The following is a 25,527-nucleotide window of genomic DNA, read 5'->3' as shown; positions in this document are numbered from 1 at the left end:
TAGATCATTGATGATTGTGCGATTGTTCTTTGGAAGGGATAGCAGAAGCTACAGGAAATTGAGTTAATTTACTTTGTAACGCACGAAAAGCTATTCCACGTTCATCTCCTAATACGTAAGCCTGTACTCCTTTTCCTTGCCAGTAATCATATTGATCCGGTTGACGAGGAATTGCGCAATAAGGGATCTGTTGTTCAGCGGCAACTTGTTGAATATGATCCAATGCTTGACGCACATGAGGATGCTCGGTCTGCCAAGGTACACCATAAGATTGTGATAGATCAGCTGCTCCTTCAAGCACCATATCGACTCCTTTTACACTTAGAATCTCATGGATGTGTTCGACTCCTTTGACCGTTTCAATCATCGGTACAATCATGATTTCTTGATTCGCTCGATCCATATAATCCACTAGATTGTCTCGTCCAAAAACACCCGGTCGCCCGCTATTCATACTGCGTTGACCGATAGGAAAATATTTAGCCGCTTGAATCACGGCTTCGATCTGTTCTTTAGTTTCTACTTGCGGAATAACTATTCCCATTGCTCCGCTATCCAGAACACGTAAAATCACTTTGGCATTGATTTCAGGGATACGTACCAGTGGTGTAATCCCAGATTGTTCAGCCGCACGAATCATATGTTCAACCGTTTCAGGATTGATCATCACATGTTCCATATCAATAATTACAAAATCAAAACCGGCATAAGCGATCATTTCAACCATAATTGGTACAGGCACAGAAGCGATCAATCCAAATACTGTCTGCTGTTGTGCTAATTGCTGGCGTAGCCGATTGGACGTTAACATGTGGATTGTCGGTAAGCATATAATGGGTTCATTCCATCTTTGAAATGAAGCTCACCATCTCCGAACAATCTTCTTTTGGTTAATTCTTCGATTAATACTGTCTCCGCAAACAGATCAAAACAATCAAACCGTTCTTGATGCTGTGGATGGTCATGCTGATATTGATGGATAATATCGGCGGTCATTTTCCAGAATGATTGTTCGGATAACTGATAATGCTGTTCCAAAAACATACACATTTCTGTAGCTGCAATAAAAAAGAACGCATCATAAGAGAAATCCCGTACATCATCAGGGTTATTCGTTTGGATAAATGAATTACGATTGATCTTTGCATGACTTGGCGGTTCTGGCGTTAGATCAGGGCATAATTCAGGTTCTACCAGATGTGTCACTGAGAAACGCACACCGTCATGAAAATCTTTGAGTGCAATACGTGTAGGTAATCCATCATGATGAATCAGAATAATATTTTGACCGTGTGATTCCATTCCAATTCCGTGCGCATATAACATATGAATAATAGGAGTAACCGTTGCTGTTAACATGGCATATGTCCACCGTTCTACTCCATATTGCTGTATCCACGGATCGATCAGAGGTACACCGCTTGGTTGCACATGACATAATCCATTGAAAGGAACACCGTCTTCCCCTTCTTTTAGATACGTATGCAGACTTTCACGCCAGATCGTTCCTAATGAACCATAGGTCTGTGACTGTCGATATTCGGGCAACTTTTCATAATTGAAAGTGATTCCAGCACGCTCACGTAAAACTACAAATCCAAGCTGACGGGCAGTCTCGTTATGTTGAATCAATCGAGTTAACCAATCTGTAATCATCGCTCCATTAAGAACGGTATGCCCTGCTAATATACGAGCAGTTGATGTATTGGTAATACTTAATGCCATTTTCAAATAAGGAGCTTCAGGTCTTGTTCGATTGCCTAATGTACGAATCGATTGCTGAGCATAATAAGCATCATTTCCAATTCCGAGCGGAACGATCTGTTGACTGGCTAGTTCACGGTAAAAAGCCGATACAATCTTATTCTTCCACTGCCACGGATGAACAGGGATCAAGTGATAATCTTCTATATTCAATTGTTGCTGTTGTAAAATCTGCTGAAATTGATTCCATTGCTTGGTGCCTAATGATTCCTGCATAAATGAATCGTGATCTTCGACTGTAGTTGAAAAAGCAGACAAACTGTATTCTTTAGCCACCGCTAACCAAATCGGGTACAACGATTGTTGAAATTCTGGCCCATACTGAGCATTATCTTCTAACGTAAAACCGATTCTAGATTTATAACAAGGATGGTATGGATGACCGTCTTTGATCTGCCCTTCCAGCTGATCATAATAAGACTGTTCTGTTGAGAATACACTTTGTTGTACATATGCTTGAGATTGTAAATCTTTCAATAATGTCTGTTCTAGTTCATTACGGAATTGTTGTAGCTTCTCCCCTTGTTGTACTTGTTGAAGTACTTCATTCAAAAATTCATGCAGATGTGCTGTCTGTTGTTGTCCGTCTGTCGCTATTCGTATAACAGGAACTTGCTCTAATCTTACTCTGCCAAAGCTCACCATCCGCTTACCCGTACACATATACTGCACCTTTTGTTGATCTGTAGTTACACCGACTATAGTAAACTGCTGATAAGCTTTTGGCTCTGATAAGCTAGAACGTATTTGTTGCTGAGACATTTCAGTCTGAAGATAAGGAAGAATATCTTCATAGATGATTGCTTGCATTAATTGACGAATAATTCGCTGTTCTACTGCTGGAAAATGTTCTGAATGGAGTGCTTTGATCATATCAAAAGGATCAGTCGATTGTGTCAATGATAAGGCTGAATACGTAGGTAATTGTTGTGTAAACGTCATTATTTCACCTCGGATTAAGTTAGTCATACCTATAGAGATTGGATGTTGGAACGTGTCCGTAAAATTTGCATGAATTGAGTGACATTATTCTTCGTTTTTATCAACTTTTAGCTAGATATAAAGGATTCGGAATAGCGATAAATGAAGGATGATCGCCTTTGGCTTGAAAACAACTGATAAAGTTAGCTTTAGCGGGTAACGTTTTTACGTGTAGTAAAGATTCAATATGATGGCAAAGAGAACTATTTCCTTCTAACGCTGCTTGGGTTCTCCATGTTAATAATTGTTGTTGTACTATATTCCAATAGTGCTGTTCACTACGTTGTTCATAGGCGGCTATGGTGTGAATCAATGAACCTAAATGATTGACTACAAAATAGTATCCTGTTCTTAACCATGAAGTCTCGTGATCATATAGCACATGACTATCCTGTTCGATTAACGGTTGAATCCATTCCTCTACGGATGGACATGTTCGATCAATACTGACTCCTTCCAGATCGCGTACATAATAACAGTCTGGCATCCCGTCTTTGAGCGAAATTAATGAATTTTGCAGATGGGCTTCAAAGCTTATCCCGTAATCCGTAAAAACACGTAATAACGATAAAAGAGTGATCTCTGTATACTTTGACAACCATGTTGATAAATGTGGAACTGTATCTTTTGCATGTTGACGAATTACTGATATTAATTTGGGTTCATTAGTGTTGGGCGCTGTTTCCAATAGGGAAGCTACAACATACGTATGCTCAGGATCAATCTGTTGTGGACGATAAATGACAGTCATGGCAGCAGTCCATTGCTCTTGCTGCGCCAAAGTCATGGCTGTCAATGAGTTAAACTGGTTGTCGGTAGCTGATTTGCTATCATTTACTTTATGATTTTCCGCTAGATCGTCTGTCCATTGTGTACTTAACGTACCGACTTTTACTGAACTGTAGCCTGTTTCTGTTAACACTTTAAAATGATTCGATTCTATCGCTGTCCGTTTATGATGAATAATGCGTGCAGCGTCGATAGTCCGCTTGGCTTGTTCTATTGTATTTTCACGAATAAGATTCGTTATTCGGATATGCAAGGGTAACTTATAACCTCGATGGTCTTTGGGATTCCAGACTGTTCTGACCGAAGAAGTCGGATATAGTTCATCACCTAGTGACCCTAACAATACCAAATACTGAGACTGTATCGCTTGCTCCACGATAGGAAGCGTCTGAATATACTTTGCTTGCCACGGATGCATTGGTAAAAGGTGATATTGATCTGCCTGTACACCTTTTGCATGTAACAGGTCTGTTGCTTGCTGATATATAGCAGGTGAGATTGCTTCTTGTCTGGTCTGCTCATCTAGCCAGTGTTCCTCGATATAGATCGACTGTACCGCAATATAAAACAACTGAAAGCTAGCTCCCATTTCTGGACTATACAATGCTAATTCAGGGATAGCGAATCCTTCTGAACTTTTGGGAAATGGATGAAAAGGATGCCCTGCAATCAGTGACTGTTCCGAATAGATATAATTGTTACGATCTGAACCGTGATCAGCAAGATGATGATCATAGTAATATTCCATTTTGGTCAGACTGTTTCCGATGCGATCTACCATTTGTTGCTTCTGCGAATCTCTTGCCTTACTATCTGTATAATGACTTACTTCTTCGATCATATAATTGATCAACTGATAGGCCGTTATAATCGCTGGAGATTGCTCTTGTTCAATACACACAAAATAATAAATATAATGATGCTGACCGATCAGGGAATAATACGTCACCCCTGTCTGTATCCATCGCCCGGTAAAAGGAAGCTGGATCAGTATCATGTCATACGATTCTTCGATATTGATATCTAATCTGGATATCATTTTGTTGTGCAGTAAAGGGAACTTCTCAATCACGGCTGAAATTCTAGGGTCAAATTGTTTCGTTTCTCGTAAATAACTATTGAGTATCGCTTGAATACTTGCAGCAAGCGCCCACTTTTTGGCATCTAAAATAGGATTTTCTGTTAATTCAAAGTCTTTACTATACGTTGTTTGTTGCATTAATTTCTGATTTTGATGGATATCTACAGAAGACACATTATGCACTCCTTTTCATATGATGGATAGGCTCAGAAGATGTTACCGTCTGATGCATGAAGAAAGCCGCTGGAATCGTAAATAAAATGATTATACTTAACACCCAGAATCCCTGATTGATCGTATGCAATGTGCTAAAGGCATCTGAATGTCCATCAGCTATAAGCTGAGTCCGCCGAACTTCATAATAGACTGAAATGATCACAATTCCGAGTGAGGAAGTCATTCTTCGAATCACATTATTCATGGCTGAGCCTTGAGATACCAACTGATCAGGAATTGCATTTAACCCTGCTGTCGTGACAGGCATATTCGATAATCCCAACCCTACTCCGCGCAACATCATCAGTACAAAAATGATCCAGATTGGTGAATTAACTTGCAACATACCCAACATCGCAGTCGTAATACAAGTCATAGATAAACCAATCAATACAATCATTTTCGGCCCTTTACGATCAAGATGTTTGCCTGCAATTCGGACAAAAATACCTGTGAAAATCGCTGAAGGTAAAAATACCAATCCGGTCATCATTGCACTATATCCATATACATTTTGTACCAGTAAAGGAACCATAAAAATCGTAGCAAACATCGCAATGGCTTGTACACTGACTACCACGACACTAAGCGTATAAGTCGGAATATTGAAGATACGCAGATGCAGTAATGGTTGTTCTTTGGTTAACTCCAAACGAACAAAAATAATAAGCAATACAACTCCAACACCCAGCATCACAAGATTAGACCCTAACCATATATCTGCCAGATGCTTCATTTGACCCAGTGTCCATAAAATAATGCCAACTCCCAGCGTCACTGTAACAAATCCGCTCATATCAAATGTTCGCTTCCGATCAGGTGTCGTATGTGGCAAATACTTAAGCCCGATCAGTAACCCGAGCAATCCAGTAGGTACATTCATCCAAAATAAAGATTGCCAGCTTCCCCATTCGATCATCATTCCTCCGACTGTGGGGCCAATAGCAGGTGCAACCATAATCGCAATGCCCCAGATTCCTGTCACACGACCACGTTCATTTTTGGGAAAAGCATCGAACATAATCGCTAGTGATAGCGGAATCATCAATCCCCCTGCAATCCCTTGTAGCCCGCGAAAGCAGATCACAGATAACAAATTCCATGAAAATGATCCAAGTACAGACCCGATAATAAACAGGAACAGTCCGAGCAAATAAATTCTTTTTTTACCAAATCGATCACCCAGATATCCTGTTAATGGCATCGTCATTCCCATACCTAGCAGAAAAATAGTAATAATCCAACTGGTGGAACTGGCACTACTCTGAAAAACGTTCATCAATTCAGGAACAGCTGGATTGAGCGAACTGTTATTCAAAATGACTGTAAATGTTCCTAATAAAATACTACATAAAATCATCCATTCCGCAGAAATAGCCAACTTATATCGATGCTTGATCATTACACTGTAGAAGTCTGTAACGTTTGATACGCTGTAGTGACAGCTTCACCAAAAATACGAGTGACTTCTAATACTTGCTCTCTTGTAATAATAAGGGGTGGTAAAAACCGCATGACGGTAGAATGTCTTCCTCCTACTTCTAGAATCAGTCCACGTTTCAAACATTCTTGCTGGATCAAGCTTGCTAATTGTGGATGTGCTGGATAATGCCCTAGATGATCCATGATGTGCTGATCATTTACAATTTCCACTCCAATCATTAATCCACGACCACGAATATCACCAATACAACCCACTTGCTGTTGAATCTGCTGTAACTGTTCTACCAATAACGATCCCATATCAGTGACATGCTCAGGCAAATGATGTTCACGAATATAACGTAATGTTGCAAGTCCTGCTGCCATCGCCATCTGGTTACCACGGAAAGTACCAATATGTGCACCTGGATTCCATTGATCCAAATCTTTGTTATAGATAACAACAGATAATGGCAAGCTTCCTCCGATAGCTTTGGACAATACCAATACATCAGGAATAATACCTGCATGTTCAAAAGCATACAATTTGCCTGTCCGACCAAGCCCTGTCTGTACTTCATCAATAATTAATGGAATATTGCGTTCTTGTGTAATACGACGCATTTCACGAATCCACTCTACAGGAGCAGGAATAGAGCCTCCTTCGCCTTGTACCACTTCAAAAATCATTGCACATGGCGATACAATGCCACTCTCAGGATCATCCAACAAATTTTCGATATAACTACTACTGATCTGATGCGTCTGTTCTCCGCCTATTCCGAAGGGGCAACGATATTCATACGGATACGGCATAAAATGAACATCAGGAATCAATCCATTCACACGTTCTTTTTGCCCTAATGTTCCACTAAGACTCATTGCGGCATGAGTCGATCCATGATATCCCCCTTGAAAAGATAAAATACTACGTTTACCTGTAGCTGTTTTGACTAACTTTATCGCCGCTTCGATTGCATCTCCTCCGGTAGGGCCACAAAATTGAATTTTGGCATTTTGGGCAAAAGATGGCGGAAGACTTGCAAATACTTCTTCTACAAACTGTTCTTTGAGGGGTGTAGTCAGGTCTAAGGTATGCAACGGATGCTTGCTGTTTAGTAATTGCTGAATCGCTTCGATCACAACAGGATGATTATGTCCAAGAGCTAATGTTCCTGCACCTGCTAAGCAGTCATAGTATACTTTGCCATCCATATCTGTAATATGAATCCCTTCAGCTTCTTTGATGACAATTGGTAATCGGCGTGGATAGGAACGAGCATTAGACTCTCTTTCGGATTGGCTTTGCAAATAACGTGTATTTTGAGATACGGCTGAATCTACTGTTTCTATCATCATAATCGCTCCTTTGATATTGATAATCATTTTCAATTAGGCACTTCTCTAGTATATGGAATAAATTTCTAGACTCCATAGACATTTACGTCCTGTATTTGTACAAATACTACATCTTCATTTTTAGGAATCGCGATCAGACAAAAAAAGACGACTCTATAAGAGAACTATAGAAATCGTCGATACAACAAATTAGCTATTCATTTTTCGATATGTCCATGTATGAATAAGCTTTTGATATTTCTTTTCGTTGGCAGAATGAGGGTCATTTTCGCTAGATGATAATGTGGATTCTATCGTAATCTGTTGGTCGATCCATTGGCCTGTCAACCAGCTATAATGCTTGTCTACAGGTAAAGCGATTTGCCAATCGTATTTATTACTAGCTGAATCTGTAGCTTCATAATGTCGCCACTCTACTGCTGTCCAATCGATCCATGCAGTCGATAATGCAACCGGTACATGTGGAATCAGGCTACCTGCTCTGACCAGTATAATGATCGGAATGATGGATTCTTCTATATGATGCCATGTAGAGCCTGCATATCTCTTACCTGTCTGGTAATCGATCCACTCTCCAGAAGGAGTATACACCTCTCTAGCTGTCATTCCTTGTTCTAACATCGGAGCAATTAACAGATCTGTTCCTAGCAAATACTGATCTTCAATCTGCCATACACCCGGTTCATCTGGATATTCAAGCAATAGTGGACGCAGTAATGGAATACCTTGTTCAGCACTTACAACCGATTGTGTATAAATATAAGGCATCAGCTGATATTTTAATTCGACTGCTTTTCTAAAATCTTCGACAAACTCTTCATCATAATGCCACGGCTCTTTGGGAGGTGCTCCATGACATCGACTATGCGACGTCAACATTCCAAAAGGCATCCAGCGTCGATACAATTCTCGCGGACTTTGATGGACAAATCCACCGATATCATGACTCCAAAAAGTAAAACCACTCAACCCCAACGACATTCCTGCTCGCAAAGAAGCTGCCATGCCATTATCCGTATTTTCAACATCACCGCCCCAATGTAAAGGATACCGTTGACTGCCTGCCCATGCGCTACGTGCCCAGATAATCGATTCACCAGTGACTTTTTGCGTAATCTCAGATACTGCCTGATTATAGCGAAGAGGATACAGATTATGCTCTTTCCATCCATTTTGACGAGAATAATACGAACCATGAATCGGTGCACTTTCTCCAAAATCGACTTTGATTGCACTTACACCTATATTTAATAATCCTGCAATCTTTTGTTGATACCACGCTACGGCTTCAGGATTGGAAAAGTCTAAAATAGCATCTTCCCCTGCAATATAACCATTGCCATCACTAATCGCATAACCTTTGGCAATAATCTCTTCATATAGCGGATTAGAAGGCATAAAATAAGGATACTGCCATAAGCTAATCCGATATCCTTGCTCACGTAAATCCGTAATCATTTGCTCTGCATGATCAAAGCGACTGGTCGAAAATTGATAATCACAACGCCAATCATGCTCAAACCAACCGGTATCCAGATGAATGACATCACAAGGAATTCGGTGCTCTTGCAACTGACTAGCGACTTCCCTCACTTCTTGTTCGGATTGATACGTTATACGACTCATCCACAATCCGAAAGACCATAATGGTGGAACAGTAGACTTCCCTGTTAAGGATGTGTAACTAGACAGTATTTGTTTGGGTGTGCCGAAAAAGAAAAATAAATCCAGTTCATCTTCACCAATATAGATCGTATTGGTTCCATCAAAATGATGCCCTACATCACAAGTCATCGGACAGCTATGATGAAAAAACATCCCATAACCTCGATTACTCCATAACAATGGAATAGGCTTATACATATCTGCGGTCTGCGCGCTTAAAGGATCATATGTAAACCAGTTAAACTTTTGTCCGCGTTTATCCATTTTCAAAAAGGATTCGCCACCTCCATATAATCGTTCTCCTGGAGATAAAGCAAAACTTGCTGCCAGACTACGATTCATATCTTTCGCCGATCGGATAAAACAAAATGGAGTTGGGTCAGAGCTGAGAATAGAAGCTTGATCTGCCATATGATGTGTGCGTGTTAATAATTTTCCTGTAGCATCTCGAAACTCTATCCGCCACGGCCGATATACTATAGTTACCGAGCCATAAGCACTTCGATACGTCACATGATCATTATCCTGTTGTTCGATAATCCAATCTTGACTAACAGGTATTTCTTCCTCTGTAAGCATCAGACTATGACGGGGTTCTAAAGTGGGCTTACGAACGGTTAATCGAATCCGAACTGTCTGTGCATCAACAAATTCCAAGCGAAAAGGAAAAGAAGGTGATTCGGTATAGGCAGGAAATTCCCACGATTCTGTGGCTGTAAAAGGCAATGTGTATTTACCAAAATCCAATCTAGGCTTACGTGCATACCGTTCCCAATGTATCTCGCCGGTAGCTGTTTCGGGATTGAAATGTTCGATATGCATCCCCATAAAATAGGTATTTTCAATCTGTCCAAATGCTTTGCTCATATCAATAGGTTCACAAAGTAATGCTGTATCATATAATCGAATCATTCGTAGTTATCCTCTCACTATTTATTTAATTGATAACGTTTACATCTTAAAATATTGTATACTTTTGTATAGATTCAACCTACTCTAATTCTATGTAGTATTCGCACAATATTACGATCATCGAAGTACATCAAAATAAAATATATGCTCTACCGTATCGCTTCCGATTCCTATACCGTCTAATTTCACTATACATATAATGGAGGTTGACCACAGATGCAACTCTCACCCCCTTATGAAGTTACTCAAATGCCCGACAAAACATTTCCGATTAATATCTTTCATGTTGCTACACCTCATTGGCGCTGGGTACCTTTGCACTGGCATGAACATTTGGAATGGATGATCGTCTATAAAGGCTCTTTCCGTGTTCAAATCGGTACAGAGCATCAAGATATTACGGTAGGAGATATTGTGTTTGTTAATACTCGTCAGATTCATGCCGCTTTTCCTTTAGAGGAAGATACTGAATTGATATGTATTGTGTTCAATGAAGCATTGATTCGGAATATCCAGTTAGATCATACAGAGTCACGCTATATTCGCCCCCTATTGGAAAATCAATTAGGACTACCTGCTATTTTCCCCAAAGATCATCCGTTAGCCAAACAGGTCACCTTTTATTTACAACAGATGATTATAGAGTATGAACAATCTACCTCTGGTTCTGAATTATTGATCAAATCCTATCTGCTGGCTTGTATAGGTTGGCTTTATCGTATTGTTGCTCATGATCATATAGAGTTGCCTGCCTCCCATCAACCTGCTTATATGCAACCTTTGTTTCAACATCTGAGTCATCATTTTCGAGAATCTATTTCGATCGAGACAGCCGCTGAACTATGTCAATTGACGCCTACTTATTTCTGTTATTTATTTAAAAAGACAACAGGCAAAACATTTATCGAATATATCAATATGCTACGTATTCATGAAGCCGAGCAATTGTTGCGTTCTGGTGATTGGAATATCAGTCAAGTGGCTTATCACTGTGGATTCACGAGTCTAAATTACTTTGGCAGAGTATTTAAACAATACAAGCAGATGTCGCCAAGTCGTTGGCTCAAGCATATCGCCAAATCGTAAAATAAACTAAAGTTGTATTATTGTGTAGAACATGTGTATTTCTACGCTCTTTTGTAAATACAGTTTATTTTTCACCTTTCATAAAATACAATAAAATGGAAATTAAACCATATAAAAGGTGGGGTATTCATGTTGATACGCAAGCAGATTGCTATTATTTTATCCACGCTATGCTTATTTACATTATTGGGATCATGGACTTGGAATTCTCAAGCCGAAGCAGCAGGCACTTGGAAACAGATCTGGTCAGATGAATTCAATGGATCTAATGGAAAAGGGGTAGATGGTTCCAAATGGAATTCAGAAACAGGTGCTGGCGGTTGGGGAAATAACGAGTTACAGTATTATACAAATCGTACCAATAATGCTTATATGGATAATGGCAATCTGGTTATTCAAGCGTTAAAAGAAAATTATAATGGTGCTCCTTATACATCGGCTCGCTTAACAACAGCTGGCAAATTCGACGTGAAATATGGAAAAATTGAAATGCGTGCTAAGCTTCCCTATGGTAAAGGCATCTGGCCTGCATTCTGGATGTTAGGTAGCGATATCGGTAGCAACCAATGGCCAAAAAGCGGTGAAATCGATATTATGGAATACGTAGGTGCTAATGCTCCAAACACTGTGTATGGCACTATTCACGGCCCTGGTTATTCAGGCGCAGGTGGTCTATCTGCGGCTTATACGATCGGTGAAAATATCAGTAACGCTTACCATACGTTCTCGATTGAATGGGAACCGAATGTCATCCGCTGGTATGTCGATAACAATCTATACCACACACGTACATCAGCAGATATTGGTGGTAATCAATGGGTATTTGATAAACCATTCTTCTTATTACTTAACTTAGCTGTAGGCGGTAACTGGCCTGGCTATCCTGATGCAAGTACTACATTCCCGCAAAAATATGCAATTGACTATGTACGTGTATTCCAGCGCTCTGGAGATACAGGTAATATTGTAGCCCTTAAAGCTGTAGCTAATGGAAAATATGTAGCTGCTGAAGATTATGGAAATGCACCTCTACTTGCTCGTTCTACTACAGTAAGCGATTGGGAAAAATTTGAGTTAATCGATCTTGGAAATAACAATGTTGCTTTGCGTTCTCTAGCTAATAATAAATACGTATCTGCTGATAATACAGGTGCAAGCCCGTTAATAGCTAACAAAACGGCGATTGGCACATGGGAAACGTTCCAAATCGGAACAACAGCCGATGGGAAGCGAACCTTCAAATCATTAGCGAATAATCAGTATGTCTGTGCAGACAATTATGGAGATAGCCCGCTGATTGCGAATCGAAGTACCATTAGCGGTTGGGAAGCTTTTGAAGTGATCAAGCAGTAAAAAGTAAAATGTAAAGGTATCACTAATTAGCACTATTATATTCACTATTACAATGCAAAAAGGAAGCCTATAGCAATCTCAGGCTTCCTTTTTGCATTATTGCTGTTTTTTACTTTTAGGCATTTTATTCTTGATATAGAATGTAATTCGAAATAGCACTTGTCACAGCGTTATCTAAAAAATAGATTGTATGACCTTAAAATCATCTTTATTTCGCAATCTTACTATTCTGATTCGCTACTCGTAAATAACGGAAGAAAAAGATAAATACTATTGCCATCCATATCGCAAATACGAGGAAAATATTACTGAACGTATTGGCTTCACTATAATGCCATAAGCTATTAAATGACCACGGCGATTGTACACGATCTAAAATCAATCCCAAGACCGTTGTCCCAATGGCTCCAGAAATAAAGCTTAACATCATGTATAGACCCATCCCTACACCTACTTGTGCGCCGTCTAGTGTCCGAGAAACGGTATTCGCAAGCCCTACTTGGGCAAATGTCAGTCCGGTGTTCCCAATCACCAGTACGCCCATAATCATCCAGTACGAACGATCTGTAAACACAGCAAGAATGATATACGTAATCAGTTGTAAGATAAAAGCAATCCGAAGCAAAAACGTATTTCCTTTGCTATCTGCAATGCGTCCACCGACGATACCAAAAATAGCAGCGATCAATGCACCCGGAAACATAATCATACCAATCGTAAAGGAAGACAACTGATGAATACTGCTTAACATTTGGGGTATCAAGTAAGGCACACATAGATTAAAGATCAATGCCAGACAAGCGATAATCATCGTCATTGTATAGGTGGAGTTACGAAAAATCGCTGGATCCAGAAAAGGCTGTTTGGCTTGACGAATATACAGAATAAAGATAATTAATAATACAATCGTCATTATCGCAAGAATGAAGCTTACATTGGTAATCGCTAGTAAAAGTAATGTTACGGTTGCTGCTAACATTACACCGCCCCAGAGGTCTATTTTCAGCGGACGTACCTGATCTTGATTAAGATATTTGCGGAAAAATGGAATCGTTACTAATGATAGCAAAGAGATCGCAAATAAATAACGCCAATCTGCAAAACTGGTAATCATACCTGCAATAATCGGCCCCATAGCTGTACCTAATGCCATACCAGAAGAAGTAATGCCTAGCGCTCTCCCACGCTTTTCAGGAGATACATAACGAATCGGAATAATCATTGACGATGCTGGAATAACAGAAGCACCTGCTGATTGTAGAATTCTTCCTGCAATCACCATCCAATAATCAGAAGCTATAAACCCTACAATAGAACCGACCGCAAATAAGCAAATACCTACAGTTAGCAAATTTTTAAGGCGGTATTTATCGGCTAGCTTGCCATAAGTCACTGAGCCAATCGCGTAAATAATAATATATGACGTTACGACCCAGCTCACTTGTGAACTACTGAGATCAAAATCTTGACGAATGGACGGTAAAGCTACATTAAACATCGTTGAGTTCATGACAGAAATGATCATAGCCAATGCTAAAATATAAATAATTTTCATAATATACCTGAATACTAGCCTTATACACATAGTAGAGACGTATAAGACTAGCGTTATTCTTTTCCTTTATCCCATTATTCTGGACGGTGACCGCCAGGTGGAGTTACAACTTTAAGATCCAACGTTTGGATATTGGCAATCACTCGATCCATACGAAGAGGTCCCGGTGTATCAGGGAAAATATAATGTTCATATTCATCTCCTAATAGACGGAAAAACGGTTCAAATAATCCACTAACCAGTACACCTACAAATTTGGTATAGTGTGTATCCAGACGATAAGAGTGTACGGTTCCAGCAGGTACATGCAAGAAGTCACCGGGTAACAATTGAACTTCTTCTCCATTTGCCCACATCGTCATCTGCCCTTGTACACAGAAAAAGGTTTCTGTATGGTGTTCATGATAATGAGATACGATGGCATCTCCTTTGGGTCCTTCTGTAGATACCATAATATAATCGCCATCTGTAGACGCTTGTGTAGCCAAGAAACGATGTAATTGATCCCCTGTTAATAATTTGGTACCTTCTCCACTTTCTAATACATAAGTTGCTACAGATTCAGGAATTACACTGTTGCTGACCAAGGTATAATCAGAAAATACCGTTTGTGATGTAGAAAAGATAATATCTGCTTGTTGCGCAGCTTGTTGTAAATGATCTGTAGAATACACATGGTTGCTAACTGCTGGATATTCATATGGTGTATGGGCTTGACCTAAGATCTCATAAATAGCAGTTACATTACCTGCGATAGAATAGGAAATAAACGCATTACGATGAGCCAGTAATTGATACGCATGTTCTGTCATTGGTGGGATATGTGCATAATCGCCCGGTAATAATAGATGACTCTCCCCATTGATAACAAATTGAATTTTACCTTCTAATACAAAAATAGATTCATAGGTGTTCTGATGCGTATGCAGTGGGAACGATTCCCCTTTAGGCCCTGACAGAATAGCCGCTGATAAAATATCGCCTGTACTTTGAAAATTAGCGATGACAGTAGCTAACTGTTTGCCAAATAAATAACGTTTCCCTTCTCCTCGGCGAAGTAAGTAAGGTGCTACAGTATTTGGTAAATGTGTTGTTAATGATGTTGTCATATGTTCCTCCTGAAATGTGAGTATTCGTATAGTCTGTAAGAGTTATTGTTGATCTCTTGTACTATTTTATTGTAGCGAAATCTACAAATTTGAAATATAGTTGAATACGACAAAAAAATAGGCAAAAGCGACATACGAATATGTTATATAGAGGAGCTGTAATATGTCATCATCCGATCAATCTTTTCAAATGCTTGAGCATCCTTTTCCTATAGAAACACCGATCTCTTTTAAAATGTTTACGGTGGAAGGCTCTTTTCAAGAACACGCCCATAATTTTTATGAGATTATTTATATATCTGAAGGTAAAGGTACATTATTTATTCACAAAGATTCATTACCTTTTGAAGAAGGAGACTTATTTTTTATTCCGATCGGGATGCCTCACTTGCTCAAAGCAGAATCTTCTCCCTCTGCTGTACCTTTGCAAATGATGAATTGTATGTTCCAAACAGAGCTTCTTGCACCTCAATATGAGCCCAAAAATGAATTAGATCGCGAGTTTGACGCAATTGCCCAATTTTTTCGTCAAAGTGAAGCTTGGTTACGGTATCAAGATCAAGGCGGGGAACTGGCTCGAATAATGTATAACATGAATTTTGCTGTTAATTCTCAGTCACCGGGTTTTCATTATAAGTTGTATATTTGCTTACTGGATCTGCTCAATACATTGTACCGACTCCAACAATTCAGTCTGTTATCGAGACCTGATAAATGGGTCGATCCTGTTGCTTTTACGATTGAATATATTCAAGTCCATTATCGTGATCCACTCAAAATGGAAGAGTTCTGCCAATGGTTATCCATCAGTCCCCGCCATCTCCAACGCAAGTTTAAAGAAACAACCGGTTATACGTATACTCAGATGTTGCAACAAATTCGTATACAAAAAAGTTGTGAATTGTTAATCAATACCGATCGAAGTATTCAACATATTGCTGACGAAGTTGGTATCCATGATATGAAATATTTTTATCGTTTGTTTAAAACAAGTTGTGGGCTGACTCCGCTTCATTTCCGTCAGCATCACGCACGTACCAAATAAAAAAACCTTTCTCCTACAGTCTATGCTGTATAAGAAAGGTTTTTTTTATTTTTTATTAAATAAGCTTTTCTACGATGGCAGGTTCTTTAATGCCAGCGGCTGATTCTTTTTGTTCTTTTTCAGATGGCATTTGGAACTGACGTACGGAACGAATAAAGAGTAAAATAATACCGCATCCCACAATGATCATCGCACTGATATAAAGTACACTTTCTAATGGAAATCTTAATGACAGCATCCCACCTACTAATGCTCCTAAAGGTAATGCCGCATTAGACAGAGTATGCAGGAACGCCATAACACGCCCCATCAGTTCTGTCGGTGTAATAATCTGGATCATAGAGGTTTGCAGAACATTGATAATACCTGTAAATACACCCATCATTAATACTGCACTGAGCTTCATCCATAGTACTGGCGCAATAGCGAATAGATACAGGGAAACACCCATTAGAATCCATGATAATGCAATCACTAGTCCATTTTTCTTCATGATATTGATTAGACCTGATCCTGCAAAAATCCCTGCAAAAAAAGCGATATAAAGTAAACTGTAATAAATCGGCGAACCATACGAAACAGCTAGTGCAGGCACCGTAATAATTAAGATCGACATTGCAAAATTAGTCAAAGCATAAAATGGCAACATCACTTTTAGAAAAGCATTCCGAATTACAAAAGTATATCCTTCTTTTAATTCTGCAAAATAAGAGCTTACTTGTTTTTGAGGTTCATGTTCTTGTACTTCAGAAATATTACTTTTATCCAGCTGTCTTTTCAACTGAATATAGATAAAACCTGAAAGTAATAACAATCCACTCGCAAGGAAAAATGTATTTTCCATACCTACCAAAAGAATAACAGAAGCTCCTAATAAATAACCTCCAATATTAACAATCTGATCGCTGGATGCAACCATTGAATTGGCCTGTACGATTCGATCAGGTGAACGAATGAGCATCGGCAACATTTTATTATTGGCTGGATAAAATAACATTGAAAAACAAGAAGCTACAAATACTAAAACTAAAATCATAATCAGGCTACTATATTGATCGCCAATCAAAAATGGGACTAGCATAATCAAAATAGCTTGGGCAAATAGCGATATACTTGCCAGCAGTGAAGGAGAATAACGGTCAACTAATGGTCCCAAAAGAAAACTAAATATAGAAGCTGCTGAGATCGCTGTAAACGTGAAGCTAGTGAATGACACAGATGACGTTGATTTTTGTACAAAATATAATAATACGATCGAATAGATACTATCTGCAATATTTGCTGAAGTCCGAGAGATAAAAAAGCGAGTAAATCGACTATCTTTAAATAATTGAATCATAATCTCGACTCCTTTGGTCTGCATTCAGATGTAGATGTAGAGATAGTAATGAAGATTGCTGTTGCATCATCGTATGAATTGCTTGTATATCTGCTTCGTATGGAAGTAACAGCGATAAATACAATCGGGTGCCAATATGCTGTGCAGTCACATAAATGATAGGTTCGATTGTTTGTTCTGTTGCATCCAGCTCATTCACAGCTTGTGTATGCTGAATCATTTGATTCCATTCTCGATCTTCCTCTTCTTGCTCACCTAAATAATTGAATACAATCGGCATACCTGCAAAAGCAGATAATAAATACGCACAAGATTGTGGATATACTTTGCTCATTGATTCGTTATAGAGTAGATTAAAGAAGTTAATATGATGGGTAGTTGCCGTATTTAATAGAGCAGGCAAGTCAGGCAATGCTTGATCCGTAGCTATCACTAGAGGAATTTGATCAATACATTCACCCATTTGCTCATAAAAATAATGTTCACCATATTGTCGTCCATAATGAGTTAACCAAAAAGGAACATTCGATATTTTAAAATAAGCACCTAATACTTTTGCAGATAATTGCAATAACACATTCATAGACGTAGAAGAATCTGCTTTTTCTAGATGCTCATATTCGAAATATCCTTCCCATTTACTATACTGATTACGAACTAAAGAATTACTCTGCTGAACTTGCTGACTAGCTATAGAGAACTGTTCTAATTCAAAACGATGACTTAACTCTTCATCTGTTATATGCTGTGGCCCCTGAAGAACCAATTCCGTATAATCATGATACTGAACATGCTCATATGATACAGATTGATAGTGTTCACCACGTTCATAAGCTTGGGCTAATTCTGCTTTGAGAATCTCTCCACTCATGCCATCGAAAATAAGATGTGAAGAAGCGAATAAAACTACGCTTTTCTCTGGTTCAAGACGTACACATAAGATTCGATACAATGGATCTTCTGTACATACATAGGGAGTCATATACAAATCTGGTAATAAAGATGATAATATCGATTGCTGTTGTACTTCTGTATAGAATGATAAATCCAATGTTGGAAAATGAGATACAGATTCATTGATATTGATATTCCAATCATGGACTTCCCATTCCCAAGCTTGTTGATGACTGACTAATCGACTACGTAGTAATTCATGACGTTGAACAATGTTAGCAAAAGCTTTTGCTAGCCGTTCTATATTTACTGCATAAGGCAAAGGAATTACAACACCAGAACATTCTGGATGAAGCAAATGATGTTGCTGAACAGGCGCAAGCGGATATACTTCTGTTACAGATGATTGCATCGTATATTGATACCACTTCATATTATGAATCTGAATATGTTGATTCCACTGCTTGAATTGCTCTGCTGAAATGTCATAATTTCTATCTGCCATCTTCCAATCATCATTTATAACTACATTTTGTTGAGAGATATACAATGAATCTGGATTTTGATCTTTAGGTATATACAGATCAGATAGCGCACGAATCGTTTGATGTTGAAAGAGTTGATGAATATTTAAAGAAATCCCTTGTTCTTTAGCTTGAGATATAAGCTGAATACCTTTTAGCGAATGCCCACCACATTCGAAGAACCGATCATCGATTCCAACTTTGTCCATTCCTAAAATCTCTGCCCAGATTAAAGCTAATTTTTGCTCTTGATCATTACGCGGTGCTACATATTCCTGAAGAGAAGCTGATGTCAAATCCGGCTGAGGCAAGGCTTGACGGTGAACTTTACCGTTAGTATTCAATGGTAACTCAGACAGAAATACATAATATTGAGGTACCATGTAGTCTGGCAATTTTCCATTGAGGTAATGACGAATATCGGTATACGTTAAAGGTTCTTGTGTAGCTATATAAGCACATAGACTTTTCTGTCCATCATCGCTAGTAAGAATTGCAACATGAACTTGTTGTACAGACTCATGACGAAGTAGTATATTTTCAATCTCACTAGGTTCTATCCGGTACCCGCGAATTTTCACTTGATGATCAATGCGACCTAAATATTCTATAGTGCCATCGGATAACCATCTACCCAGATCTCCTGTACGATACATTCGTGCTGTTGGAAGCCAATAACTGCTAACAAACTTCTCGGAAGTTAGATCATCTCGATTCAGATATCCTCTTGCTACCCCATCTCCGCCTACCCATATTTCTCCAGGTACTCCTGGAGGCAAGAGATGACCGGATTCACTGACAATGTAAGCCGTCGAATGCATAATTGGTCTTCCGATCGGAATTGGACATTCATTTTCGATGAATGGAATAGTATAACAACAAGAAAAAGTTGTATTTTCTGTAGGCCCATATCCGTTAATAAGGGTTAGCTGTGGACAATGGTTTTGTACGCTTTTCAGCATTTTGGGCGACAGAACGTCTCCACCGATTATTAATTGTTGTAAAGGTTGAAAAAGCTCTGGTTTTTGCAATGCTAGCTGGTTGAATAATGGTGATGTTAACCACATGGTCGTAATTTGATATTGAAGCAAAGCTACATGTAATTTTTCAGCATCTAAAATAGTTGTGTCAGGCACCAAACAAAGACTTAATCCATTAAGCAGTGCTCCCCATATTTCAAATGTACAGGCATCAAATACTAACGCTCCCGTCATCAGAATACGATCAGCAGGATTGAATTGAATATAATTCGTTTCTTTGACCAACCGAATAACATTACGATGTTCTATCATGACTCCTTTGGGTTGTCCTGTAGATCCCGAAGTGTACATAACATAAGCTAAATCATTCGCTTGATTGATAAATGGTAATGAATGCGTACGTTCATCATAAGATGTAGATTCTTTTAAATTCAGAACCGTTCCCTCAAATGTTTGTTCTGATAGTTCAGAGGTGCGATTCATAGTTAGTAATATAGAGATTTGGCTGTCATCAAGCATATATTGAATTCGCTCTGCTGGATAAGAAGCATCTATCGGTACGTAAGCTCCACCTGCTTTGAGTATAGCCAGAATACCAATAATCATATCCGGTGAACGCTCTGGTATAATACCTACCAGTGTATCGGCTTTAACGCCTAATGCATTCAATGTCCATGCTAATGAATTCGCTCGATCTTCAATCTCCTGATAACTCCAACTATCTTCACCACAGATGACTGCTGACATATCTGCATGCGCCGAAACCTGCTCTTCCCATAACTGCTGTATCGTCGCATGTCGCGGATACACTGTATGAGGTGGATTACATGTAGTTAATATATATTCTTGTTGCTTATCCGATATAAGCTTAATATCTCCCAGAAGAATATGCGGATCATAAGCTAATTGATGTAACAATTCCAGGTACTGTGTAGCCATCTGCTCAATCGTTACATGCTCATATAAATGGACTGCATATTCAAAATGGAATAACAAACCTTCCTCTTCTTCCACAGTCAACGATAGATCAAATTTCGATGTATTCGTCTTGATCGGAATAGGTGTAAATGTTACTTCATTTGCCACCATCGCTGAAGAACCTGTATTTTGCAAAGTAAATATGGTATCAAATAACGGATTCCGACTCAGGTCACGCTGAAGATTGAGTTGTTCCAATAGAAGTTCCAATGGCATTTGTTCATGATGAAAAGCTTCCAATGTTCTTTCTTTGACCACATTCAAAAATTGAGAAAAGCTTTGCTTTTTCGTGGAGACATTTCGCAATGGTAGCATATTCACAAACATCCCCATCATACTTTGAAGATCAGCATGATTTCTTCCTGCTACCGGTGTACCAATAATAATATCTTCTTGTCCGGTATATTGAGAAAGTAAAATATGATATGCAGCAAGAAGGAGCATATACATGGTGGATTCATGTTGTCCTGAAATCTGTCGCAATTGATGGGTTAACTCAGGGTCTACTTGAACTGTAAATGAATGTCCAGCAAAACTTTGTTGAACAGGACGTGGGAAATCAGTATGCAAATTCAATACTGGAAGTTCACCCTCTAATTCACTAAGCCAAAACGATTCATGTTGGTCTAGCAACCCGGCTTCAAGTTGCTGTTGGTGCCATACCGTATAATCTCTATATTGTACTTTTAACTCGGCTAAAGTCTCTCCAGCGTACAACTGATTAAATTCTAAAGTTAGACTTTCCATAGAGCTTCCATCAGCAATTAAATGATGAATATCTATTATCAAAATATGTTCATGATCGCTGATACTAACCAATCCAGCACGTAATAATGGTGCATGAGCTTGGTCAAAAGGACGAACAAAGGTCGTTAACAAATCTGAAAAATCGACCACATCTGCCTGCGAATATTCCAGTTGTTCTATTTGCCACTGAATATGAGAAATATCGTGTACTTGTTGATAATACTCCTCCCCTTCTCGGTAAAACGAAGTACGTAAAGCTTCATGGCGTTCAATTAACTGCACAAATACTTTGTTCATTCGCGCTATATCAGGTGTTCCCTGAATATGTAGCAAAAGTGGAATATGATATGCAGCACCAACGTCTGCAATATCTTCAATCATAAGTAATCTTTTTTGAGCAGAAGATACTGGATAAGCCAATTGATCATCTACTCGAGGTATTGAGATATGTAAAGCCGGACGAGCATTCTCAATATAATGAGCCTGATCCTGTAATATCGGATATTCAAAAATATGTCGTAACGAGATTTCGCTTCCTATCTCCTGCGCAATTTGTGAGATCAGTACAACTGCCTTTAAAGAATGTCCTCCACGTTCAAAAAAATGATCCTGCCTTCCAATAGATTCGACTCCGAGAATACCTGCCCATAGTTCAGCAAGCTTTCGCTCTATATCCGTAACCGGTGCTTCATAATCTTCTGTAGACAAAAGGGTTAAATCAGGCAAAGGTAATGCTTTACGATCAATTTTTCCATTAGGGGTTAATGGAAATTCAGCGAGCTGTATAATATGAGCAGGTACCATATAAACAGGCAATTGTTCTTGCATATACTGACGCAATTGATTTGACGATATAGACTGTTCATTATTTATAGAAGCATGGACTGTAATATAGGCACAAATTGTTTTTTCTCCTTGAAGCTCATGTACGACTACAGTTGCTTCTTGAATCTGTGGATGAGTAACAAGCTTACTCTCAATCTCGCCAAGTTCAATTCGGTATCCTCGAATCTTCACCTGTTGATCGATTCTTCCTAAATACTCTAGCTGACCATCAGGTAACCAACGTACGAGATCGCCGGTGCGATACAATCGTTCTCCTTGTAAAAAAGGATGGATTATAAATTTCTCTGTTGTTAACTCGGGACGTTGCCAGTATCCTCTCGCTAATACATCTCCACCAATATATAATTCGCCTGCTACTCCGCGTGGTGTTAATTGCTGTTCCGAATTCATAACATATAGATGAGTGTTCCATGATGGTTCGCCAATCGGAATCGTACCTGATACCTGCTTTGGTGCATCACGATTACTTTTCCAGATCGATACACAGATAGTCGCTTCTGTTGGACCATAAGCATTACAATAATCTACATAAGGATTCCAGCGACGTACCAATTCAGCAGAAGACTCAGAGCCTCCTGTAATCAATAGACGTAATGAAGGTAATTTTTCGGGTTCTACATAAATAGCAAAGTTAGGCGGTAACATGGCGACAGTAATCTGATGTGTATTCATCCAACGGGTAAAGTAATCAATATTAATTAACTTTTCTTTGGGAGCCAAATATAATGTTCCTCCCATAAATAGTGCCATATACATTTCCCACACAGAAGCATCAAAAGATAGGCTTGCAAACTGAACCACACGATCTTGCATTGTTAATTCAAAAGTATGCTCATACGTTAATCTCATATTAGCCATACCGTGATGTTCTACTAGAACACCTTTGGGTGTACCTGTTGTTCCTGATGTATAAATAACATAAGCCAAGTGATCTGAAGTCAATTTCGAAGGCGTATACACATAATCATGTTGGTAAAGGTATGACTCATCTAAATCTAGTATTGTGCCACTAAATTCTATATTTTGAGCCAAATGATGATGAGTCAGTAACAATGAAGTACGGCTATCTTCTAACATTAATTGAATACGTGCTGTTGGATATTCAGGGTCAATAGGCAAGTAAGCAGCTCCTGCTTTGAGAACTCCCAAAATGCCAATCACCATCTGAAGAGAGCGCTCTGGCATAATGGCAATAATATCATCAGGCATAACACCTTGATGTTGTAAATAAGCAGCGACTCTATTTGCTTGCTCATCCAGCTCTGCATACGTCATTTTGTCGTCTTCGTAGACGATTGCATCTTGATTCGGATAAAGTAAAACCTGTTGTTCAAAAAGACCATGAATCGTTTGTTCTCTATCATAATCTGCTGTTAAACGGTTCATATCGATAACCAATTCATCATGTTCTGATGGTGTTAACATCTGAATGGTACTTAGTGATTTTTCTGGTGCAGACATCATTTCTTGTAGAATATTTATATAATGATGATGAAATGCCGTGATCGTTTCTTTTTGATATAAATGACTAGCATAGTCCCAGTGAATTATCAGTTTATCTAATAAGCTCGCTTCTTCAATCATTAATGTAAGATCAAATTTTGCTGTGTGCGTGACGTTTTGATACGGTTGAAATTGTAATCCTTGAATCTCAATGACTTCAGGCTGAGCATGCTGATATGCAAATACCGTATCAAATAATGGATTTCGACTAATATCTCTTGGAATAGCAAGCTTTTCAACAATTTGTTCTAACGGATATTGTTCATATTGAAAAGCTTGCAACACATGTTGCTTGACTTTTTCCACAAATGAAATGACTGACTTCTCGCCTGAAGGGTATTGACGCAATGGCAATGTATTCACAAACATACCAATCAACGGTTGTAATGATGAGTGAGATCTACCTGCTACAGGTGTACCTACAATCACATCATTTTGATCGGTATATTTATATAAAAGAATATAGTAAGCCGACAACAGCAACATGTACAATGTGCATCCTTGTTGTGTTGCAAATTGCTTAAGTGATTTGAGAAGTGACCCATCTACAGTAGCCGAAACACGTTCTCCATCAAACTGTTGTACAGATGGGCGCAAGAAGTCTGTAGCTAACTGAAGTACAGGTAGCTCCCCTTGAAGAGTAGTCAACCAGAATTCTTCTTGCTTGTTCCAATGTCCTTCTGTTAACTGTGTATGTTGCCAGACTGCATAATCTTTGTATTGAATAGACAAAGGAGGCAACGATTCACCACTATAAAATGCAATAAATTCCTCTGTCAAACGCTCCATAGACAATCCATCTGAGATAAGATGGTGCATATCTAACATCAACACATGTTCTTGGGAATTGAACTGAACTACCTGAACCCTTATTAGAGGAGCATGCTCTAATGTAAAAGGAATCATAAATTCAGTGATTAACTCTTCAACGATAGCATCTGTTTTCTTTGCACGAGTAAGATATTCCACTTCAAAAGTAATGTCTTCTATTGCATGAATTCTTTGTACACTTTTTCCACTCTCGGAAGCAAAAGAAGTACGTAACGATTCATGACGTTCAATCAGTTGCTTAAACGCTTTATTCAACTGTTTATCATCCAACATTCCATATAATTGAACGATCATAGGCATATGATAGGCTAACGATGCTCCACCTATTTCCTGCACCAGCAGTAACCGATGCTGGGCTGTTGATACAGGATAATAAGCTTGAATAGGCGCTGGTGTAATAGTTGTCGCTTGTTGACTTGCGATTTGAACAGATGTAGTATGAGCTATTCCTTCACGAGACATGCGTGCTTCTAACAATTTGCGTTGCTCAGGAGAAAGATTGGCAATACGTTGTGCTAAATCCATCCGTTTGATTCACTCCTCTACCT

At 38.9% G+C, this 25,527-nt stretch carries 13 protein-coding genes; 3 read left to right on the top strand and 10 right to left on the bottom strand.

What is annotated here, in order from left to right; translation table 11 throughout:
- Positions 1-4: 4 nt before the first annotated feature.
- From PO903_RS16090 to PO903_RS16065, 6 genes are all read right to left on the bottom strand, one after another.
- Positions 5-811 carry an HpcH/HpaI aldolase family protein gene (locus PO903_RS16090; protein ID WP_273593935.1) on the bottom strand — a complete coding sequence of 269 codons (807 nt, stop codon included), beginning with the start codon at positions 809-811 and terminating at the stop codon, positions 5-7.
- Positions 805-2,706, bottom strand: a complete 1,902-nt coding sequence (locus tag PO903_RS16085) for an IucA/IucC family protein (RefSeq protein ID WP_273593934.1) — start codon at positions 2,704-2,706, stop codon at positions 805-807. The genes PO903_RS16090 and PO903_RS16085 overlap by 7 nt, the downstream gene beginning before the upstream one ends.
- Before the next feature lie 100 nt (positions 2,707-2,806).
- On the bottom strand, positions 2,807-4,789 hold the full coding sequence (locus PO903_RS16080) for an IucA/IucC family protein (RefSeq protein WP_273593933.1): 1,983 nt from the start codon (positions 4,787-4,789) through the stop codon (positions 2,807-2,809).
- Between the two features lies 1 nt (position 4,790).
- Entirely contained in the window at positions 4,791-6,212 is a 1,422-nt protein-coding gene (locus PO903_RS16075) for an MDR family MFS transporter (protein ID WP_350339072.1), read from the bottom strand.
- A gap of 20 nt (positions 6,213-6,232) precedes the next feature.
- A complete protein-coding gene (locus tag PO903_RS16070) occupies positions 6,233-7,609 on the bottom strand; it encodes an aspartate aminotransferase family protein (RefSeq protein ID WP_441343335.1) in 1,377 nt (458 codons plus the stop codon).
- A gap of 192 nt (positions 7,610-7,801) precedes the next feature.
- Positions 7,802-10,189 carry a glycoside hydrolase family 31 protein gene (locus tag PO903_RS16065; RefSeq protein ID WP_273593932.1) on the bottom strand — a complete coding sequence of 796 codons (2,388 nt, stop codon included), beginning with the start codon at positions 10,187-10,189 and terminating at the stop codon, positions 7,802-7,804.
- Between the two features lie 216 nt (positions 10,190-10,405).
- Here PO903_RS16065 and PO903_RS16060 point away from each other — a divergent pair, with 216 nt between their 5' ends.
- Both PO903_RS16060 and PO903_RS16055 read left to right on the top strand, forming a co-directional pair.
- Positions 10,406-11,275 carry a helix-turn-helix domain-containing protein gene (locus PO903_RS16060; protein WP_273593931.1) on the top strand — a complete coding sequence of 290 codons (870 nt, stop codon included), beginning with the start codon at positions 10,406-10,408 and terminating at the stop codon, positions 11,273-11,275.
- Positions 11,276-11,404: 129 nt separating this feature from the next.
- A complete protein-coding gene (locus PO903_RS16055) occupies positions 11,405-12,628 on the top strand; it encodes a glycoside hydrolase family 16 protein (protein WP_273593930.1) in 1,224 nt (407 codons plus the stop codon).
- A 208-nt stretch (positions 12,629-12,836) separates the two neighbouring features.
- On the opposite strand, the gene PO903_RS16050 is transcribed toward PO903_RS16055, so the two are convergent.
- Together PO903_RS16050 and PO903_RS16045 are read right to left on the bottom strand one after the other, a co-directional pair.
- Positions 12,837-14,183 carry an MFS transporter gene (locus PO903_RS16050; RefSeq protein WP_273593929.1) on the bottom strand — a complete coding sequence of 449 codons (1,347 nt, stop codon included), beginning with the start codon at positions 14,181-14,183 and terminating at the stop codon, positions 12,837-12,839.
- 74 nt (positions 14,184-14,257) lie between these two features.
- Positions 14,258-15,292, bottom strand: a complete 1,035-nt coding sequence (locus PO903_RS16045; protein WP_273593928.1) for a quercetin 2,3-dioxygenase — start codon at positions 15,290-15,292, stop codon at positions 14,258-14,260.
- A gap of 163 nt (positions 15,293-15,455) precedes the next feature.
- Between PO903_RS16045 and PO903_RS16040 the strand changes: the two genes are divergently transcribed.
- Positions 15,456-16,337: an AraC family transcriptional regulator gene (locus PO903_RS16040; RefSeq protein WP_273593927.1), complete on the top strand. Its 882-nt coding sequence runs from the start codon at positions 15,456-15,458 to the stop codon at positions 16,335-16,337.
- Between the two features lie 55 nt (positions 16,338-16,392).
- On the opposite strand, the gene PO903_RS16035 is transcribed toward PO903_RS16040, so the two are convergent.
- Positions 16,393-17,676: an MFS transporter gene (locus PO903_RS16035; protein WP_175425169.1), complete on the bottom strand. Its 1,284-nt coding sequence runs from the start codon at positions 17,674-17,676 to the stop codon at positions 16,393-16,395.
- Positions 17,660-25,504, bottom strand: a complete 7,845-nt coding sequence (locus PO903_RS16030) for a non-ribosomal peptide synthetase (protein WP_273593926.1) — start codon at positions 25,502-25,504, stop codon at positions 17,660-17,662. Before PO903_RS16030 ends, PO903_RS16035 begins: the two co-directional genes overlap by 17 nt.
- Positions 25,505-25,527: the final 23 nt, after the last annotated feature.

Source organism: Paenibacillus sp. PK4536, assembly GCF_028594455.2.
GTDB lineage: Bacteria > Bacillota > Bacilli > Paenibacillales > Paenibacillaceae > Saccharibacillus > Saccharibacillus nuruki.
This window is presented reverse-complemented; position numbering and strand designations above follow the sequence as displayed.

Excerpts from the sequence above, each read along its gene's own strand:
- PO903_RS16090 (WP_273593935.1), bottom strand. The coding sequence starts at position 811 with ATGTTAACGTCCAATCGGCTACGCCAGCAATTAGCACAACAGCAGACA.
- PO903_RS16085 (WP_273593934.1), bottom strand. The coding sequence starts at position 2,706 with ATGACGTTTACACAACAATTACCTACGTATTCAGCCTTATCATTGACA.
- PO903_RS16070 (WP_441343335.1), bottom strand. The coding sequence starts at position 7,609 with ATGATAGAAACAGTAGATTCAGCCGTATCTCAAAATACACGTTATTTG.
- PO903_RS16065 (WP_273593932.1), bottom strand. The coding sequence starts at position 10,189 with ATGATTCGATTATATGATACAGCATTACTTTGTGAACCTATTGATATG.
- PO903_RS16060 (WP_273593931.1), top strand. The coding sequence starts at position 10,406 with ATGCAACTCTCACCCCCTTATGAAGTTACTCAAATGCCCGACAAAACA.
- PO903_RS16055 (WP_273593930.1), top strand. The coding sequence starts at position 11,405 with ATGTTGATACGCAAGCAGATTGCTATTATTTTATCCACGCTATGCTTA.
- PO903_RS16050 (WP_273593929.1), bottom strand. The coding sequence starts at position 14,183 with ATGAAAATTATTTATATTTTAGCATTGGCTATGATCATTTCTGTCATG.
- PO903_RS16045 (WP_273593928.1), bottom strand. The coding sequence starts at position 15,292 with ATGACAACATCATTAACAACACATTTACCAAATACTGTAGCACCTTAC.
- PO903_RS16040 (WP_273593927.1), top strand. The coding sequence starts at position 15,456 with ATGTCATCATCCGATCAATCTTTTCAAATGCTTGAGCATCCTTTTCCT.
- PO903_RS16035 (WP_175425169.1), bottom strand. The coding sequence starts at position 17,676 with ATGATTCAATTATTTAAAGATAGTCGATTTACTCGCTTTTTTATCTCT.
- PO903_RS16030 (WP_273593926.1), bottom strand. The coding sequence starts at position 25,504 with ATGGATTTAGCACAACGTATTGCCAATCTTTCTCCTGAGCAACGCAAA.